15 protein-coding genes are annotated in these 19,265 nt (G+C 52.1%); 11 read left to right on the plus strand and 4 right to left on the minus strand.

Annotation, left to right across the window (positions count from 1 at the left end):
• Positions 1 to 58 precede the first annotated feature (58 nt).
• Entirely contained in the window at positions 59 to 2,392 is a 2,334-nt protein-coding gene (gene mrcB, locus LX59_RS11440) for a penicillin-binding protein 1B (RefSeq protein WP_144572003.1), read from the minus strand.
• Positions 2,393 to 2,679: 287 nt separating this feature from the next.
• Between mrcB and LX59_RS11445 the strand changes: the two genes are divergently transcribed.
• Positions 2,680 to 4,221 (plus strand): bifunctional aminoglycoside phosphotransferase/ATP-binding protein, encoded by a 1,542-nt coding sequence (locus LX59_RS11445; protein WP_144572004.1) that lies wholly within the window; start codon positions 2,680 to 2,682, stop codon positions 4,219 to 4,221.
• Between the two features lie 185 nt (positions 4,222 to 4,406).
• Here LX59_RS11445 and LX59_RS11450 read toward each other — a convergent pair whose 3' ends face one another.
• Positions 4,407 to 5,342, minus strand: coding sequence for a ChaN family lipoprotein (locus LX59_RS11450; protein ID WP_144572005.1), 936 nt, complete (start codon positions 5,340 to 5,342; stop codon positions 4,407 to 4,409).
• 90 nt (positions 5,343 to 5,432) lie between these two features.
• Here LX59_RS11450 and dsbD point away from each other — a divergent pair, with 90 nt between their 5' ends.
• The 5 genes from dsbD to prmA all read left to right on the plus strand — a co-directional run bounded on the left by dsbD (position 5,433) and on the right by prmA (position 10,649).
• A complete protein-coding gene (gene dsbD, locus LX59_RS11455; RefSeq protein ID WP_144572006.1) occupies positions 5,433 to 7,250 on the plus strand; it encodes a protein-disulfide reductase DsbD in 1,818 nt (605 codons plus the stop codon).
• Between the two features lie 75 nt (positions 7,251 to 7,325).
• Entirely contained in the window at positions 7,326 to 7,769 is a 444-nt protein-coding gene (aroQ, locus tag LX59_RS11460; protein WP_144572007.1) for a type II 3-dehydroquinate dehydratase, read from the plus strand.
• 83 nt (positions 7,770 to 7,852) lie between these two features.
• Entirely contained in the window at positions 7,853 to 8,308 is a 456-nt protein-coding gene (accB, locus tag LX59_RS11465; RefSeq protein ID WP_144572008.1) for an acetyl-CoA carboxylase biotin carboxyl carrier protein, read from the plus strand.
• Positions 8,309 to 8,326: 18 nt separating this feature from the next.
• A complete protein-coding gene (gene accC / locus LX59_RS11470) occupies positions 8,327 to 9,673 on the plus strand; it encodes an acetyl-CoA carboxylase biotin carboxylase subunit (protein ID WP_144572009.1) in 1,347 nt (448 codons plus the stop codon).
• Positions 9,674 to 9,770: 97 nt separating this feature from the next.
• Complete coding sequence (gene prmA, locus LX59_RS11475) at positions 9,771 to 10,649, plus strand: 50S ribosomal protein L11 methyltransferase (RefSeq protein WP_144572010.1); 879 nt, start codon at positions 9,771 to 9,773, stop codon at positions 10,647 to 10,649.
• Positions 10,650 to 10,693: 44 nt separating this feature from the next.
• On the opposite strand, the gene LX59_RS11480 is transcribed toward prmA, so the two are convergent.
• Positions 10,694 to 12,925, minus strand: coding sequence for a TonB-dependent receptor (locus tag LX59_RS11480; protein ID WP_144572011.1), 2,232 nt, complete (start codon positions 12,923 to 12,925; stop codon positions 10,694 to 10,696).
• A gap of 396 nt (positions 12,926 to 13,321) precedes the next feature.
• On the opposite strand from LX59_RS11480, the gene LX59_RS11485 reads away from it, so the two are divergent.
• The 5 genes from LX59_RS11485 to LX59_RS11505 all read left to right on the plus strand — a co-directional run bounded on the left by LX59_RS11485 (position 13,322) and on the right by LX59_RS11505 (position 18,309).
• Positions 13,322 to 15,400, plus strand: coding sequence for a carbon starvation CstA family protein (locus tag LX59_RS11485; protein ID WP_144572012.1), 2,079 nt, complete (start codon positions 13,322 to 13,324; stop codon positions 15,398 to 15,400).
• A gap of 17 nt (positions 15,401 to 15,417) precedes the next feature.
• Entirely contained in the window at positions 15,418 to 15,621 is a 204-nt protein-coding gene (locus tag LX59_RS11490) for a YbdD/YjiX family protein (RefSeq protein WP_144572013.1), read from the plus strand.
• 77 nt (positions 15,622 to 15,698) lie between these two features.
• Positions 15,699 to 16,679, plus strand: coding sequence for a GTPase (gene yjiA, locus LX59_RS11495; protein ID WP_144572014.1), 981 nt, complete (start codon positions 15,699 to 15,701; stop codon positions 16,677 to 16,679).
• 285 nt (positions 16,680 to 16,964) lie between these two features.
• Complete coding sequence (locus LX59_RS11500; protein WP_246118745.1) at positions 16,965 to 18,107, plus strand: RNA-guided endonuclease InsQ/TnpB family protein; 1,143 nt, start codon at positions 16,965 to 16,967, stop codon at positions 18,105 to 18,107.
• A gap of 31 nt (positions 18,108 to 18,138) precedes the next feature.
• Complete coding sequence (locus tag LX59_RS11505; RefSeq protein WP_144572016.1) at positions 18,139 to 18,309, plus strand: GTP-binding protein; 171 nt, start codon at positions 18,139 to 18,141, stop codon at positions 18,307 to 18,309.
• Here the strand turns inward: LX59_RS11505 and ppk2 are convergent.
• The gene (ppk2, locus tag LX59_RS11510; RefSeq protein ID WP_144572017.1) at positions 18,306 to 19,235 is read right to left on the minus strand and encodes a polyphosphate kinase 2; all 930 of its coding nucleotides are present in this window, start codon (positions 19,233 to 19,235) and stop codon (positions 18,306 to 18,308) included. The two genes, LX59_RS11505 and ppk2, sit on opposite strands and share 4 nt — an antisense overlap.
• Positions 19,236 to 19,265 lie beyond the last annotated feature (30 nt).

Raw genomic sequence — 19,265 nt, forward strand, 5'->3', positions numbered from 1 at the left:
CTATTGGTTGTTGTTCCACTAAAGCTTGCGTGTTCATTCCTATCTAAGCCATTCGATTTTACTGTTGTTGTTGCGTCCATTCTTTAAGCCAATCTTGAATGGGGTCATCTCCGGGGGCTGAGGGTGCTGTGGAGGGTGCCGTGTCATAGACCGGCCCACAGCCTCCAAACATGGGCTCACTGCCCCGGATGTAAGGGATTTTTTGGGCATTGGGGCAATCCGCTGTGGTACTGAGTCCTGTTTGAGGATCAATCCAAGCTTCTACAATGTTATCGGGCATCGGAGTGCTTAGGGGGAGGGGGTTGGCCTTGCGCATAAACTCAACCCATACCGGCAGTGCGCCCGTACCACCGGTGAGCGGAGTTTTGCCGTTATCGTCCCGTCCTAGCCAGACAACGGCCAGTAAGTCCTGACTAAAGCCTGCAAACCAGCTATCCCGAGAGTCGTTGGTGGTGCCGGTTTTTCCAGCAAGGGTTAGGTTACGCGGTAAGCGGTTGTAGGCGGCACGGGCCGTTCCCTCCGTCATTACCCGCTGCATTGCGTATTGGGTTAAATACACAGCTCCAGCATCAAAACGCTGTTCTACTTGGAAGGGGTAGCGCTTCAGAGGTTCACTGCGGGCGGTTAATACGCTGCGAATTCCGCGCGGTTGGGTATTAAAGCCACCGTTGGCCAAGGTTTGATACATACTGGTGACTTCCATCGGGGTTAAGGCTCCAGCCCCCAGTAACACCGAAGGATAGGCAGGCCAATCGCGATCCACCCCCAGACGTTTGATGGTTTTCAGTACATTGGGTACGCCTAAATCCAAGCCCATTTTGGCGGTAGACAGGTTGTAGGAGTTAGCCAAGGCTTTATAGAGGTAAACTGAGCCGTGCTCCCGTCGGTCATAGTTTTGCGGTTGCCAGAGTTGTCCGGTGCCGTCTTTGATGGAGAAGGCTTGATCTGGCAACGCGGTGGTTAGGCTGTAGCGGTTAGGTTGCTCTAAAGCAGTTAGGAAGATTGCCGGTTTTACCAAAGAGCCTATGGGACGCACTGCATCTAAGGCACGGTTAAAACCGGCAAACCCTGCCTCTCGGCCACCGACTAGGGCTAAAACCTCGCCGGTTTCTGGGTTGGTAACGGCCATAGCGCCTTCCAACTCCTCATGGCCCTTCCATTTAAAGCGTCCTAATACTTCGGTGACGGACTGCTCGGCTTTAATTTGCAGCAGAGGATCAAAGCTGGTGAAAACCCGTAAACCCTCTTCGGTTAAGTCTTCTTCACGATAGTCTTGGCGCAGTTGGCGTTTGACCAAGTCTAAAAAAGCCGGAAAAGAGGTATTGGCTAAACTACCGCTGCGGGTAACGCCTAAGGGTTGTTGTTTGGCCTGTTCTGCTTGCTCAAGGGTAACGATTTTTTGTTCGGCCAGAAGATCCAGCACCAGATTCCGACGCTGCAAGGCACGTTCAGGATTACGCCGTGGGTTGTAGTAGGTCGGGCCTTTCACCATCCCCACCAGCAGTGCAATTTGATGCAGTTTGAGTTCAGCCAATGGAATATTGAAGAAGTAGTGGCTGGCCAATCCAAAGCCGTGAATGGCTCGGTTGCCGTCTTGCCCCATGAATACTTCGTTGAAGTAGCCTTCTAATATTTCGCGCTTGCTGTAGTGAACCTCCAACAGCACTGCCATCATGGCTTCGGTGAGCTTGCGGCTGAGGGTACGTTCGTTGCTGAGGTAGAAGTTTTTGACCAACTGTTGGGTCAGGGTACTGCCGCCCTGTACCAGCTTTCCAGAAGAGGTATTGACCCACAGGGCCCGGACGATGCCTTTTGGAGACACCCCAAAATGCTCGAAGAAATCGCGGTCTTCAACGGCTACCAGTGTCTCAATCAGATAGGCGGGGGTCTGGTCGATATTGATTAAAATGCGGTCTTCGTTGTGGGCCGGATAAATGCCGCCGATGGTCAGTGGGTCTAAACGCGCTACAGCCAAATCCTTACCCTGATGGTCGGTCAGATGGCTCAGATAATTGCCGGAGAAGCGCAGTTTAAGGCGTAGAGAGGGCTCTGTACCTTCAAAAAATTGGAATCCACGGGTGTGCAGCTCGACCTGATTGCCGTTGATTACGACTTCACCAGGGCCATTAAGGGTCTTTTCCCGGCGATAACCTAGGGCGTCCAGCTCGGTTAAAAAATCCTGTTGAGACAGTTTTTGACCGGCAAACAGCTCCAAGGGGCGTGCATATACTTTGGCTGGAATAGCCCAACGTCGCCCAGAGAAGCGTTCTTGTATCTGTTCATCCAGATAGACTGCCAGTGCCCCTAGGGCCACCAAGGCGACTAGAAATAGTTTAAAAAGCCCGCTTAACCACCAGCGAATACCGCCCGTCCGGCGTTTAGGATGAGTCACCTCATTCTCCTCAAGTCGTGTTACTTCAGAACCTAGAACCCTTCAGATGGGGGCAGGCTTTCAGAGTGCAAAGTGTTAATCCGACTATGACCGTGCGGCTATGACAGGATTCAAATCCTTAGCGCTGATCTGTTTAAGCGTTTTGTGGCTTTATTATACGCCCTTTGCTGTTTTGATAGGCGTAGTGAATCCATTTGCAGGTGTTTTACCGCGCGCCATAATGAAACAATTTACCGATTGCCGATCGTAAGACGCGCACTCCTTTGCCCATTAATTAGGATTGATCCATGACTCAAGTGCTGCTCGATGCTCTGCGTCGCCCCGACTTTTACCCCCATCCGGTCAGCTCCATTCAGATCATCGAAACTCATATTTCTTGGGTCATCCTAACCGGCCCTTATGCTTATAAGATGAAAAAGCCGGTCAATTTCGGCTTTTTGGATTTCACCACCTTGGAGGCGCGGCGCTATTTTTGTGAACAGGAGTTACAGCTCAATCAGCGTATGGCTCCTGAGCTTTATTTGGCGGTGTTACCTGTTACGGGCACTGAGCAAAATCCCGTCTTAGATGGAGTGGGAGCGCCCATTGAATATCTGGTGAAGATGCGCGAGTTTCCTCAACAGCAATTGTTGGCTCAGGTACAGGCGCGTGGCGCTTTGACGGCAGCCCATATTGACGCTTTGGCGCAGCAAATTAGCCACTTTCATAACTCGCTCGCGCCTGTGGCCGCAGAGCATGAACTAAATAGGCCACAGGCTATTGTGGCTCCTATGTACCAAAACTTTGAGCAAATTCGACCCCTATTACAGGAGGCACAGGATTTACAGCAGTTAGAGGCGCTGTCTCAATGGACTGAAAGCAGCATCCAGCGTCTGTGGCCGGTACTAGAACAGCGCTGCCAGCAGGGTATGGTGCGAGCCTGTCATGGTGATTTGCACCTAGGTAATGCGGTGCTATTGGATGATCGAGTGGTCTTGTTTGACTGCATCGAATTCAATGAACCTTTCCGCATTATTGATATCGCTTCCGATGCCGCTTTTTTAGTCATGGATTTGGAGGATCGTGGTTTAACCGTCCAAGCTAACCGCTTTATCAACGCTTGGTTGGAGCAAACGGGTGACTATGCTGCCTTGCCGGTGCTCAATCTGTATAAAGCTTATCGGGCTTTAGTGCGCGCCAAAGTCAGTCTGTTTTGCCTCTACCAAGAGCAGGACGAGGCACAGCGGCTGGCGGTTTTGAATCAATATCGTGCTTACGCCCAGTTAGCCGAGTCCTATAGCCGCATTCCATACCCCTTCTTGGCGATTACTTGTGGTATATCCGCTGTGGGTAAAAGCTCAGTGGCTTTGCAGCTCGTGGAGGATTTAGGGGCTATTCGCCTGCGTTCCGATGTAGAGCGCAAGCGTGTATTTGGCGCTTTAACCGCAGAACAACTCTACAGTGCTCAAACCACAGAGCAGACGTATCAACATTTGCATCAGTTGGCCACACAGATATTAACTGCTGGGTTTTCTGTGGTGCTGGACGCTACCTATCTGAAACTGGCCCAACGTCAGGCTGCTGCTGAGGTGGCTGAAGGAACGGGTGTGCCCTTTGTTATTTTGGACTGTCACGCCCCTGAAGCCTTGGTGGCCCAGTGGTTGGCGGAGCGTCAAGCACAAGGAGTTGATCCTTCTGATGCAACCTTGGATGTTATCAAGGCGCAGCAAGCCAACCGAGAGCCTATAACGGCTGCGGAGTTGCCCTATAGCCTGTCGATTGATACACAGCACAGTAATCACTTTGATGAGCTGATTGTCAGCCTGCGCCGCCGATTTCCAGGGCTGTGATCCAGTCAACAAATCCGGCGCTTGACTTATCAAATGATAATTATTATTATTTAATCATCTGGTCGAGAGATCAGCCGGTAAGCTGGGACCCCAGGTCACAAGGTTTCAGGTTATCTCCTCATCAAGGCTAATCACGGTTTTAAACCCAGCTTCGGCTGGGTTTTTTTTGTCTGGTTTTTTCTATATCAATCCGTTTTGTTGAGGGTTCGCAGTGCGGCGCAGTGATCTTGTTCTGGCTGTGCAGGGGTAAACCAAACCCAATCGGCCTGCTCTGCAGTAACCTGAGTCCCGGCTTCGGCCAGCATTAATACCTGAACGTCCTTTGTATGTCCCAAGTCGGCTAAATGCAGGGGCACGCCCAAGTCGCGGCGTATATGATAGGCACCGGCGATTAATAGTGCCGGCTGAGGGGCACTTACTAATCGCTCGGCCATACGTCGATCCCGTTGTTGCTGAACGGCGCGCATTGCTGGGAGCTGAGACTCTGGCAGTAATTGGCAGTGGCTATCACGGATGTGCTGGATGAGCGCCTCCTGCACGGCGGGTGTATTAGCGTATTTGCCTTGGAGCTGTGGCGGATTTTGGTAGATCTGACGTATCTCTTGCTTAGTCAGATTAGCCGGCAGAATGGCGTAGGCTTGTTGTAGGGCATACTGCATGAGTGGCCCGTACTGAGCCCAGTCCCAGCCTTGTTGCCAATTTAGGGCTTTGGGTAAATCCTCAAAGGTACGTCCCTTAGCTAAGCCAAGCTGTACTTCACGTATTGGAGTTTGTTGGTCTGGAGTGAGCATTTCCAGTAATAGACTGTTTTGTGGTCGCTGCTGGGCTAGAGCTTTCAACAGCCAGATTTCGAGGCTGTGGTGGTCTGGGTTGTCGTGGCGTTCTCCTACCAATACCCAGCGTGCGCTCTGAAGTTTTGTAATCAGTTGTTGGGGTTGTAGGTCTTGCTGATTTTTGAGATCAACAATACGCCCTAGATCAGGGTGTTGGCGTTGTTCTGGGCTTTGCCATTTGGGTATAGGGGGTAAGGACTCTTGGCAAGCGGCTAATAGACTGCTGAAAAACCCCAGTAGCAACAGTCTTACAAAGGTTTGAACTATGGGCGATGAAGTAACAAACATTCAAAAATCCTGATTGAAGGTTTACACCCTATTGACCCACTGAGGTCTGGGCTTGGGTATGATGCCGAGAGTTTTTGGCTGGAGTCATCCATGCGTCTTTTGTTGATTCTATTCTTGCTGCTGGCAGGGAGTTTTGCTCAGGCAGGGTTATTTGAGAACAAACCCAACCCTGTGTTGGGGGCTCCGTTAAACAATAGCGCAGACTTTTTGCCGGTACGTCAGGCCTTTCAGCTCAGTGTTGGGGAGCTACAACCCGAAGGGCTAGTTGTGCGCTTTGTGATTGCTGAAGGCTATTACCTATACCGTCATCGCTTACAGTTTTCCAGTACCGATCCGAGCGTTCAGGTACGGGTTGTGGATTTGCCCGCAGGTGAGCCCAAGGTGGATGAATACTTTGGCTCTGTTGAAGTCTTTCGGCAGATTTTGCAGGTACAGCTTCAGGTCGATAATCCCGAACAACGACCTTTTTCATTAAAGGTGGACTATCAGGGATGCGCAGATAAAGGGCTGTGTTATCCCCCGGAGCAGGAAGTATTCCCACTGCTGCAAAAAGCCTCACCCTCAGCTTCTAAGCCGGACGTTTTAGCCCCTAAGGTTCAGTCTTTATCGCTAACAGGGCTGCTGCTGTTCTATCTGGCGGGCTTGGGTTTGGCTTTTACGCCGTGCGTATTACCGATGTTGCCCATCCTGTCTGGGGTGTTGTTGCAGGGACAACCGAGCAAAAAGCAATCTTTGGGGCTGGCTTTAGCTTATGTCTTGTCGATGTCCCTGTGTTTTGCGGCCTTGGGGGTGCTCATGGGCTTGTTTGGGGCTGAGCTCAACCTGCAAGCGCGTTTGCAATCGCCTTGGTTGCTGGTGCCTTTCGCGGGTTTTTTTGTGCTGCTGGCCCTGTCTTTATTTGGCTTGTTTGAGTTGCAGTGGCCCCAGTGGATACGCGGCCCCATTGATCAATTAGCAGGGCGTATTCAGGGCGGTTCTTGGTTAGGGGCTGCGGCCTTGGGGGTGCTGTCCAGTCTGTTGTTGTCGCCCTGTGTCTCAGCGCCCTTGGCGGGGGCTTTGTTGTACATCAGTCACTCCGGTGATGCTTGGGGCGGAGGGCTTCAGTTGTGGTTGCTGGGTTTGGGTATGGGAACTCCGCTCATCCTGTTGGCTTTGGGTGGCAGTACACTGTTACCTCGCACTGGGCCTTGGATGTTGGGGGTTCGCCATTTGTTTGGTGTCCTGTTGTTGGCGGTTGCTCTGTGGATGCTGGAGCGCATCCTGCCGGGTTCCTTAAGCCTGTGGCTGTGGGGTAGCTTGGCGGTAGGTTCAGCGCTGTATTTAGGGATTTTAGACTTTGCGCCTAAAACTCCTAAGCTACTGCTGAGGCAATTGATCGGGCTCAGTTTGTTGGTGTATGGGCTGAGCTGTTGGGTGGGGGCTTTGCAAGGCCAATCTGATCCCTTACGTCCGCTGGCTCAAGCAACCTATGAGCGTACTTCTGATGGAGCGGTTCTGTCTCAAAATTGGATACATCTGGATACGCCCGAGGCACTGACTCAAGAGCTGAACGCCGCTCGTTCCCGTAAACAGCCTGTTGTGTTGGATTGGTACGCTGATTGGTGCATCAGTTGTAAGGTCATTGAGCGCCAAGTGTTACAGCATGAAGCGGTTGTACCTCGGCTAGCGGCCTACCGACTGCTGCGTTTGGACATTACCCGCAATACGCCGGAACAAAGAGCTCTTTTGAGTCAGTTCAAAATATTTGGCCCTCCCGCCATTCTGTTCTTTAATCAACAAGGAGAAGAAGTTGTGGACGCTCGTGTGCTGGGTGAGGTGGATCGAGCGGCCTTCCTTAGCATCCTAGAGCGCTTTGAGCAGCAGATATCTCCAGCTAACGAGAGGGGATCTACCGCGATAACGCTATGACTGGACAGGTTCAAGGCACTACGGCATAGTGCGCCCAGCGAATTAGCATATGCTCGTTTAATTATAAGGAATGCCATGGCCAAGTTGCTTGTTCTTCACGGCCCCAATCTGAATATGCTCGGTCTGCGTGAGCCCGGTATTTATGGGGCGATTACCTTAGCCCAAATTAATGAAGGATTGGTTCAATATGCTCAGAAGGCTGGGCATCAGCTCGATACCTTCCAATCCAATGCTGAATACGCCCTGATTGACCGCATTCATGCGGCCCGTACTGAGGGCGTTGAGTTTATTTTGATCAATCCTGCGGCATTTACGCATACCAGCGTTGCAATACGTGACGCATTGCTGGCTGTGAGCATCCCATTTATTGAAGTGCATTTATCGAACGTACACAAACGGGAGCCTTTCCGTCATCACTCCTACTTTTCCGATGTTGCTGTAGGCGTGATCTGTGGTCTTGGGGCCAGTGGTTACCGTCTGGCGCTTGAGGCTGCACTGGAACAACTTGCTGCCTCCTGAGGTATCTGTCCGGCCTTTGTGCTTGGATAAATCTCGACCGGCAGCCTTTACTACATACCTCAACTTTTGAGAGCCACCGCTTCATGGATATTCGCAAAGTCAAAAAACTGATCGAACTACTGGAAGAGTCCGGCATTGATGAGCTGGAGATTCACGAAGGTGAAGAATCGGTACGCATCAGCCGTCACAGTAAGCAGGTGGTTGCCCAGCAGCCTATTTACGCCGCAGCACCCGCTCCGGCCCCGGTAGCCGCTGCTCCTGTGGCCGCTGCTCCCGTTGCGGAAGCCGCTCAGCCACAACTGACGGGTACTGTCGTGCGCTCGCCTATGGTAGGAACCTTCTACCGCGCGGCCTCTCCTAGCACTCCCGCCTTTGTTGAAGTGGGTAAGAGCGTGAAGAAAGGCGACATCCTGTGCATTGTTGAAGCTATGAAAATGATGAACCACATTGAAGCAGAAAGTAGTGGCATCATCGGCTCTATCCTCGTGGAGAATGGTCAGCCGGTCGAATTCGACCAGCCGCTGTTCACCATCGTCTGATTCCTGGAGGAACCAGCGATGTTGGAAAAAGTACTGATCGCAAACCGGGGCGAGATCGCCCTGCGGGTTCTGCGAGCCTGCAAGGAATTGGGGATTAAAACGGTAGCGGTGCACTCTACCGCTGACCGCGACCTGATGCATTTGGCTTTGGCTGATGAGTCGGTGTGCATTGGCCCAGCCCCAGCAACCAACTCTTACCTGCATATTCCGTCCATTATTGCGGCGGCGGAAGTTACTGGCGCAACGGCTATTCACCCCGGCTATGGCTTTTTGGCAGAAAACGCAGATTTCGCCGAGCAAGTGGAAAAATCCGGCTTTACCTTTATCGGCCCAACCGCGGATGTCATCCGTCTGATGGGGGATAAGGTATCGGCTAAGGATGCGATGAAGAAAGCTGGAGTCCCTACCGTTCCAGGTTCGGATGGCCCCTTGCCGGAAGATGAGCAAAAGGCTTTGGCCATTGCGCGTGAAGTTGGATATCCCGTTATCATCAAAGCGGCGGGCGGCGGCGGTGGTCGTGGGATGCGCGTGGTGCATGAAGAGCGCGACCTGATCAAATCCGCCAAGCTAACCCGTACTGAAGCTGGAGCGGCCTTTGGTAACTCCATGGTGTATTTGGAGAAATTCCTCGGCAACCCGCGCCATGTGGAAGTACAGGTACTCTCTGACGGTCAGGGCAACGCCATCCATTTAGGCGACCGCGATTGCTCCTTGCAGCGCCGTCACCAAAAGGTACTGGAAGAAGCTCCAGCACCCTTTATTGACGAGCAAGCCCGCGCTGAGGTGTTAAAACGCTGTGTGGATGCTTGTATTGAAATCGGTTATCGGGGTGCAGGTACTTTTGAGTTCCTGTATGAAGATGGCCGCTTCTACTTTATCGAAATGAACACCCGTGTTCAGGTGGAACATCCGGTCACTGAAATGGTGACAGGTATCGACATCGTCAAAGAGATGCTGCGCATTGCCAGTGGCCAACCGCTGTCCATCAAGCAGGAAGATGTAGTCATTCGCGGTCATGCTCTGGAGTGCCGGATCAACGCGGAAGATCCTAAAACCTTCCTGCCTAGCCCCGGTAAGGTAAAACACTTCCATGCTCCGGGCGGTAACGGCATTCGGGTGGATTCGCACCTGTACAGCGGTTACAGCGTGCCGCCGAACTATGACTCTTTGATCGGCAAACTGATCGCCTATGGTGGCAGCCGTGACGAGGCCATGGCGCGGATGCGTAATGCACTGGATGAAATTGTGGTGGATGGCATCAAAACCAATATTGCCTTGCATAAAGACCTGACCCGCGATGAAGGTTTCTGCAAAGGTGGGGTCAACATTCACTATCTGGAGCATAAGCTGGGCATCAAGTCTTGATGTTGGCTTAAGTGCTTAAAGAGGGGAGCGGCGTGCCGCTCCCTTTATTTTTTGCCTACCGGATGCTCCGGCCTAGGCTTCTTCAGGAGTTTTTTGCATGTCCTGGCTACAGTTGCGTCTGGCGATTACCCCGGAGCAAGCCCCCGATTATGAGGATCGTCTTTTAGATCTAGGCGCAGTGTCCGTGACCTACATGGATGCGGAGGATCAACCCATCTTTGAGCCGGATTTAGGCACTACCCCGCTATGGTCGCGTACCCACTTGCTGGCCTTGTTTGAGGCTGAAGTGCAGGAGGAGGATTTATTAGCTCACCTACGCTTACTCTTTGCCGAGCCACTGCCTGAACTGCATTTAGAACGTTTGGCCGAGCAGGACTGGGAGCGTAGCTGGATGGATAACTTCCAGCCACTGCGCTTTGGTCAACGCTTGTGGATTGTTCCTAGTTGGCATGAAGCTCCTGATCCAGAGGGGGTTAATTTACTGCTGGATCCCGGTTTAGCCTTTGGCACTGGCACCCATCCCACAACAGCTTTGTGCTTAGAGTGGCTGGACGCTCAAGATCTAACTGGCCAGTCGGTGTTGGATTTTGGCTGTGGTTCGGGCGTATTAGCCGTTGCAGCTCTGTTATTGGGCGCACAGCAGGCGGTAGGTACGGATATTGATCCTCAAGCTCTGGAAGCCTCGCGTGACAATGCAGGTCGCAATGGCATTGCGGCTGAGCGTTTCCCACTGTACTTGCCGGAGCAACTGCCGCGGGATCAATTCGATTGGGTATTGGCTAATATTTTGGCTGGGCCTTTGGTGCAGTTAGCGCCCACCTTAACCGCCCATGTAAAACAGGGAGGACATCTGGTGTTGTCCGGTATTCTCAAAGAGCAGGCGGAAGAAGTACGAGCAGCCTACGCTGATTGTTTTGACTTAGCACCGACTACCGAGCGAGAGGGGTGGGTGCGCATTGAAGGTGTTCGTCGCTAGAGATTGGTAGAGCAGGCTGGATCGACCGGCCTGCCCCTTGGGCCTTAGAAGTGGAAGTTGGTAGAAAGTAAAGCGGTACGGCCCGGAGCTACGTGGGCGTAGTGGGAGGCGTACACCTGATCGTAGTAGCGCTTGTTAAACATATTCTGAACGTTGAGTTGGAAATCAACATTCTTGCTCAGCTTGTATGAGGCCATGCCATCCCAACGGGTATAGCTGGGAACCCAAATGGTATTGGCATCGTTACCGTAGCGGGAGTCCACATAGTTAACACCACCGCCCACGGTGAAGCTGGGGGTGAGCTTATAAGTTGTCCAGATGCTGCCGGAGTTTTCTGCAGTGCTGGGAATGTCGTTGCCATCGTTGCCGGTGGCACCTGCGCTTTCAATTTCGTGATCCAGATAGGTGTAGTTAGCGAAGATTTGCCAGTTGTCGGTCAGATTACCGCTAACGCCTAACTCAAAGCCGTCCACCACGGTTTTACCGATGTTGCGAGTACGTCCATCTTCATCCGTTTGACGGGCGTTGTCTTTCTTGGTGCGGAATACCGCAGCGTTGACCCCTAAACGTCCGTCGAAGAAGTCCCACTTAGTACCCAGCTCAAAGTTCTGGTTACGTTCTGGATCCAGACTTTCGTTGGCAGCGGTGTTTTCTGAAGAACCTTCACCTGCGGTTTCGCCCACAGGGTTACGCGAGGTGGCCCAGCCTGCATAAATGGAGCCGTTGGGCAGTGGGTTGAACACGATGCCAAGTTGATAGCTCCAGAAGGTAGTATTTTTCTCTCGATCAAATGGGCCGGTACCGCCACGGCCACTGGCGTAACCACTGGTTTCGTTTTCGAAGTCATCGTAACGAACGCCCAGGTTTAACGACCATTGATCATTAAACTTCACCGTATCAAATGCATAAATTCCTTGGGTTTCGACACGGGTATCGGTATAGGCGATACCGGGGGTAATGGTGCCGTTCCAAGAGTCTTTATAGGTGGGAGAGGTCAGGCTGGTGCAATCGTGGGAGGCCAATAGAGCGGCGTTACAGGTACTGCCGGAAACACGGCTGGTCACACTGTAGGGACGGTTATGGGTGTCTTGGTAGCTAATTTCATAGCCTGCGTTAATAGTGTGGCCAATGCCCCAAGTATTGAGTTTGGCCATAACAGCGGTTTGGTTTACCCAGCCATCGGAGGTAGAGTCACGGCTTTTGGCCGAACGGTATACGTAACCGTTGGGGACGTTACCCTGTGAGTCATCTGGGTTGGATACCACGTAATCCAAGGTGGTGCGCACATAACGGAACTTGTTAGAGACCGACAGGTTCTCGTTAAAGCTGTGTTCAAAATCCATGAACCCTGAATCGGTTGTGGCATGGCGATAATCCCTTGAATTTAAACCGTAGAAGCGGTCTTTATCGCCGCCTACGGGTTTGCGTACATCGCCGGTAAAGCGTGAGGCTTGCAGCGGTATGCCGTAGTCGGGCATATCGTCGTTGCGCAGGTGGTAGTAAGAAAGTGTCAATTTAGTCGGCGAGTTCATGCCGAAGGTGATACTAGGTGCCACACCCCAACGGTTAACGTCTACCCCATCACGGCCCGCTACGTTGGCATCGTGTTTCATCAGGTTTAGGCGTACTGCGATGTCATCGGTCAAAACGTAGTTGCTATCTAGGGTTTTACGATGGGTTTGGTCAGAACCCATGGTAAAGCTGACATCGGTAAAGTTACGGTCTTTTGGAGCCTTGGTGATCATGTTGATACTACCCCCGGTGGAGCCTGCACCGGTATAAGCCGAGCCCGGCCCTTTACTGACCTCAATCTGCTCAACGTTGAAGATTTCACGGGTTTGTGAGGCTACGTCACGCAAGCCGTCAATAAAGGAATCACTTTCTGCGTTAAAGCCCCGAATGATGGGACGATCCCCGGCAGGGTTGCCACCTTCGCCTGCCCCAAAGGTAATCCCGGAAACGGTACGCAGAGCATCCACCAGAGTCAGTGAGCCTGTGTCTTTAATCACGTCTTCAGAAATGACCGTGATGGTACGAGGCGTTTCACGTAGGGGGGCTGTGTATTTTTTGTTGGCAGACTCATTAACTTTGTAACTTGTTTTGTCTTCGGCAGTAACGCTTAAGGCATCCAAAGATAAGGAATCTGTAGAGTCTTCTTCTTGGGACTCTGCATTGGTGCTTTGGGCTTGGGCCACCGGTGATAGGGAGAGAGTAACCCCAATCATTGATGCTATAAGGCTTTTAGGGGAGTGAGGTGTTTTAGTGAACGGCCCCATATTTGGGTAACTCCGTAAGCGACAGTTAAATTAAAATATAGTTCTAATGATAATAAATACAATTTGTTTCTTTCAAATATTTACAATTTTTGAGAACTTGGTATCGATATTTACATTGAGTTACAAATGTAAATTACTCGAAGGTCTGAGGGGAAAATGGAGACTTATTGAAAGGCCAAGTAGAAATAGAAAACCTAGGAATATGATCTATCCAGTGAGCGCAGTATTTAGGTCTTGGGGGCAGAGTCTGCGTAATTTTACGTAGATGGAATTCCGTAACTCTGCGAATACCGGCTAGGCTTTGATCTATGGATAGTAGCGGTGCTTGCATCAGTACTAGCGATCAACAATAACAACGTGCCGCAGGCTATTTAGCCGACGGTGGGAGGATCTTATATGGCTCGATTGGTCAGTCATATCGCGTGGATTGCCTTAGCGATATTGGGTGCCTTTGCGTTAGGCACTCTGGCATTGCACCGAGGAGAGTCGGTCAACGCTCTGTGGATCATCGTAGCGGCCGCAGCCATTTATTTAGTGGCTTACCGCTATTACAGCTTATTTATTGCCAATAAGGTCATGCAGCTTGATCCGCTGCGGGCCACGCCAGCCGTGATTAACAACGACGGTTTGGATTTTGTGCCTACCAATAAGCATGTGCTTTTTGGTCATCACTTTGCCGCCATTGCAGGGGCAGGCCCGCTGGTTGGCCCTGTGCTGGCCGCACAAATGGGCTATCTGCCCGGCACCCTGTGGCTGATTGCTGGGGTGGTTCTGGCCGGTGCGGTACAGGATTTCATGGTGCTGTTTATCTCCACGCGTCGTAATGCCCGTTCTCTGGGGGATATGGTGCGTGAGGAGATGGGCCGTATTCCCGGCACCATTGCCCTGTTCGGTTGTTTCCTGATCATGATCATCATTCTGGCTGTGTTAGCCTTGATCGTGGTTAAGGCCTTGGCCCACAGTCCTTGGGGTATGTTCACCGTTATTGCCACCATCCCGATTGCGATGTTCATGGGCGTATACATGCGCTACATCCGTCCAGGGCGGATTGGTGAAATCTCCTTGATTGGTATTGTGCTGCTGCTGGCCTCCATTTGGGTGGGCGGTTTGGTAGCGGCTGATCCTGAGTGGAGTGTGCTCTTCACCTTTACCGGAGTGCAGATCACTTGGATGCTGATTGGTTACGGTTTTGTGGCCGCCGTATTGCCGGTGTGGCTGATTTTGGCACCGCGTGATTACCTGTCTACCTTCTTGAAAATCGGCACCATTGCTGGTTTGGCCATCGGTATTTTGATTCTGAGCCCAGAATTGAAAATGCCTGCCGTGACTCAGTTTATCGACGGCACTGGCCCCGTCTGGAAAGGCGCATTATTCCCCTTCCTGTTTATCACCATTGCCTGTGGTGCGGTATCTGGGTTCCATGCCCTGATTTCTTCAGGAACCACGCCTAAATTGTTGGCTAACGAAGGTCATGCCCGTTACATCGGTTACGGCGGTATGCTGATGGAGTCTATGGTCGCCATCATGGCGATGGTAGCGGCAGCCGTGATTGAGCCCGGTGTGTACTTTGCCATGAACAGCCCGCCCGCTTTAGTGGGTAACACCACCGAGAGCGTAGCCACCGCGGTGAGCAGTTGGGGCTTTGTCATTACCCCAGAAGCTTTGGATGCTGTGGCAAAGGACATTGGTGAAAGCACGATTCTAGCCCGTGCTGGGGGCGCGCCCACATTAGCGGTGGGAATCGCCTACATCATGCACCACATGCTGCCGGGCGAAAACACTATGGCGTTTTGGTACCACTTCGCTATTTTGTTTGAGGCTTTGTTCATCTTAACGGCGGTGGATGCAGGTACGCGTGCCGGTCGCTTTATGCTGCAAGATTTGCTGGGTAGCTTTGTTCCGGCCTTGCGTCGTACTGAATCCTGGGGCGCTAACGTGGTGGGAACCGCAGGCTGTGTCGCGCTGTGGGGCTACTTGCTGTATCAAGGTGTGGTCGATCCACTGGGCGGGATCAATACCCTATGGCCGCTGTTTGGTATCTCCAACCAGATGCTGGCCGGTATTGCGCTGATGCTGTGTACTGTGGTTCTGATCAAAATGAAGCGCCAGCAGTACATTTGGGTGACGCTGTTACCGGCGATTTGGCTGTTGATCTGTACCACTACCGCCAGCCTGATCAAGCTGTTCGACAGCAATCCCGCCGTAGGCTTCTTGGCGCTGGCAGACAAATACCAAACGGCTTTAAATGCAGGTCAAATTCTGGCTCCAGCTAAGGATTTGAATCAAATGCAGCACATCGTCATGAATGCTTATACCAACGCGGGCTTGAGCGTACTCTTCCTTGTCGTAGTCTTTAGCGTTCTGTTCTATGCCATTAAGGTGGGACGTGCAGCTTGGGTGAATCCTGTGCGCACGGATCGGGAAACCCCTTTCCAGCCTTTACTGGCTAACGCTAATCTGGCTACTCAGCCGTAACAGAAGGGAAAAGGCATATGTTTAATGACCTAAGCCGCATGGGAAAGTATCTAGGACAGGCCGCCCGCATGTTAGTGGGCATGCCAGACTACGATACCTATGTTGAGCATATGCAAAATACGCATCCTGATCAGCCAGTTATGAGCTATGAGGATTTTTTCCGCGAACGTCAGGAGGCTCGCTATGGCGGCGGTAAAGGTCGTCCGGTTCGCTGCTGTTAGGGTCTAAATCCCTAGGGAGCGCCACGCTGGTCGTGGCGCTTTTATTTTGGGCGCTTATATTGATTTGAGGATAGCCCATGTCACAGACTCCAATCCCCGTTACCATCCTGACAGGCTTTCTTGGTGCGGGTAAAACCACACTGCTGCGTTATTTGCTAAAGGCAGAACACGGCCTGAAGATTGCCGTGATTGAAAACGAATACAGCGAGACTCCGATTGATGGCCAGTTATTAGGCCGTGAGCCCGTAGAGCTGATGACCTTGGCCAATGGCTGCGTGTGTTGCTCCATCCATGTGGAGTTAGAAAAAGCCCTGTTTATGCTGATTGACCGCATTGATGCAGGAGAACTGAGTTTTGATCGTCTTGTGATTGAATGCACAGGGCTGGCCGATCCGGCTCCGGTGGCACAAACCTTCTTTGCCGATGAAGAGTTATGCACGCGCTATGTGCTGGACGGCATCATCACTCTGGTGGATGCGGTAAACGCCAACCGTCACTTACAGGAAAGCATCGCCCAAGCTCAAGTAGGCTTTGCCGATCGCCTTTTGATCAGCAAAGCGGATCTGACCAACGAAGTTCAGCTTGAGGCCTTAACCCAGCGTTTACAGCGGATTAACCGTCGCGCCCCGATCCGTTTGGTGGATCATGGCTGCATTGATCTGGCCGAATTGTTGGATATTCGCGGCTTTAACCTTAATGCCGAGATGGAGCCTTTAGCATCTACGCCGTTCAGTATTTTGGCTCCAGTAGCCACCACGCCCGATCGCATCGGTACCTTGGTGATTCGCACCCCTCAGCCCTTAGATTTAGATCGTCTTAGCCAATTTATGGAGTCATTACTGGAGCGTTACGGTGATTCCCTACTGCGTTACAAGGGGGTATTGCAGGTAGCTTCAGACCCTAGAAAACTGGTGTTTCAGGGCGTATTGCGCCTGTACGCCTTTGATTGGGACAGGGAGTGGCAACCCGAGGATCAGCGGGAAAGTGTGTTGGTATTTATTGGCGACAATCTGCCGGAGGAGGAGATTCGAGCCGGTATTGCACTGGCCGAGTGTTAAGAGATAAACCGCCGACGGAGCAGGCATCTCTGTCGGCGGCCTATGGCAACACTTACCAGCGCATCACTACTGTGGCGGTGTAGAGTGGCTCAGATTTCTCGTTGGTTTTTTCCTTGCCTTTGTAAGAGCCATCGTTGTTATAGGTAAATTTCTTTTCATCAGGTTTGCGCGAGAAACCCCGTACTTCAGTGCGGGGAGGGATAGCGCGGCACTGTTAAGTGCCCCTGTTCTTGCTTCCTCTTGCCTAACTATCTTCACATTTTTAAAGGTATCATGTGAGGCATAATGAAACGTGCCTACAAATACCGCTTCTACCCAGATACCGAGCAGCAAACCTTGCTGGCCAAGACGTTTGGATGCGTGCGCGTTGTCTACAACAAAATCTTGCGGTGGCGAACCGATGCGTTTTTTCAACGGCAAGAACGCATAGGCTACATCGAGGCCAGCGCAGAGTTGACCCGGCTTAAAAAACAGGCCGAGTTCAGCTATTTGAATGAGGTATCATGCGTACCGCTTCAGCAGTGTCTTCGCCATCAGCAGGCGGCGTTCAAGAACTTCTTTGCCAAGCGTGGGCAACACCCCGTTTTCAAAAGCAAGAAACATCGTCAATCGCTTGAGCTGACCCGCTCGGCGTTTAGTTATCGCGATGGTCAGTTGTATATGGCCAAGTCGAAAAAGCCTCTGGATGTCCGCTGGAGTCGTCCACTTCCCTGTGAACCTTCCACGATCACGATTTCCAAGGACTGTGCAGGCCGCTACTTCGTAAGTTGCCTGTGTGAGTTTGAGCCTGAGATTCTGCCGGTTACGCCACGCATGATTGGCATTGATCTGGGCCTGAAAGACCTGTTTGTCACCAGTGAAGGAGAACGCATCGGCAATCCCCGCCATAGCGCTAAATACGCCACCAAGCTGGCCCGTGCGCAACGCCGTCTGAGCAGAAAAAAGCTCGGGTCGGCTAATCGCGCCAAGGCTCGGCAAAAGGTGGCCCGTATTCACGCGAAAATCTCTGATTGCCGATTGGACGGCTTGCACAAGCTATCCCGCAGATTGATTAACGAAAACCAAGTGATCTGCGCTGAATCCCTTGCGGTGAAAAACATGATCCGCAACCCAAAACTGAGTAAAGCCATTGCCGATGCTGGATGGGGTGAGCTGATGCGCCAAATCCAGTACAAAGGAGAGTGGGCTGGACGGTCTATCGTGCAGATAGACCGCTGGTATCCCAGTTCCAAGCGCTGCTCTTGTTGTGGACACATCGTTACAACCTTGCCCTTAAACATTCGCCAGTGGCAGTGTCCTGAGTGCAAGAGCGAACACGACCGTGACAGCAATGCTGCTGCGAACGTGAAAGCCGCAGGTCTTGCGGTGTTAGCCCTTGGAGAGAATGTAAGTGGCATGGGTTTAGTGCCTATGTCCTGTTCTCAGTGAATTGGGAATCCCCTTCCTTGGGGCGGGGAGGATGTCAACAAGCCAATCGACAGCAATCCAGCAGTGGGTTTCTTGGTGTGGGCAGCTAAGCGAATGGCAACCTGAGGATCAGCGGGAAAGCGTGTTGGTGTTTATTGGCGATCACCTGCCCAAAGCGGAGATTCGAGCAGGGATTGCCGCCGCCGAGGTGCCGGTAAATTAGTACACCGAAGGGATAAAAATCTCCTGCGCGACCGGTGCGCGACTGTAGTCGGGGTGGTATTCCCGAGGAGGCAACTCTATCAGCGGTCGATTCACCTCAGCGTAAGGTACTTGGCTGAGTAGGTGATGAATGCAGTTGAGGCGGGCCCGCTTTTTGTCCACAGCCTCCACAATCCACCAAGGAGCTTCTGGGGTGTGGGAGCGCTCTAGCATTACTTCTTTAGCCTTAGTGTAGGCTTCCCAGCGCCGCCGCGATTCCAAATCCATGGGGCTGAGCTTCCATTGTTTGAGTGGGTCTTGGATGCGCATCCAAAAGCGGCGCTGCTGCTCATCATCAGTAATGGAAAACCAGTATTTGATCAGGATGATGCCCGAGCGTACCAGCATCTTTTCAAACTCAGTGACGCTGCGGAAAAACTCTTCGTATTCCTCGTTGCTGCAAAAGCCCATGACTTTTTCAACCCCAGCGCGGTTGTACCAACTGCGGTCAAACAACACGATTTCGCCGCCAGCGGGCAGATGGCTGGTGTAGCGCTGGAAATACCACTGACTGCGTTCCCGTTCGCTAGGGGCAGGCAGGGCGGCCACGCGGCACACCCTAGGGTTTAGGCGCTGAGTAATGCGTTTGATCGCACCGCCTTTACCCGCCGCATCACGGCCTTCAAACAGTACCACCAGCTTGAGTTTTTTATGTACTACCCAATCTTGCAGTTTGATCAGCTCTGTTTGCAGGCGCAGTAGCTCGCGGAAGTACAGCTTGCGATCCATATCCTGACTGGTGGGCAGTGGTAGGTCGGCATCTAGCGCTAAATCCTCCAAACGCTGATCGTCCAGCTCCTGCTCCAGCTCCTCATCCAGTTCGTCGAGGATTTCGTTGTACAACTGTTGCGACAGTGACTGTGTTGAAGGGCTCAGAGAATCCCGCATGTTCCGGCTCCTAGTGTGAGGTATCAGATA

The organism is Azomonas agilis (assembly GCF_007830255.1).
GTDB lineage: Bacteria > Pseudomonadota > Gammaproteobacteria > Pseudomonadales > Pseudomonadaceae > Azomonas > Azomonas agilis.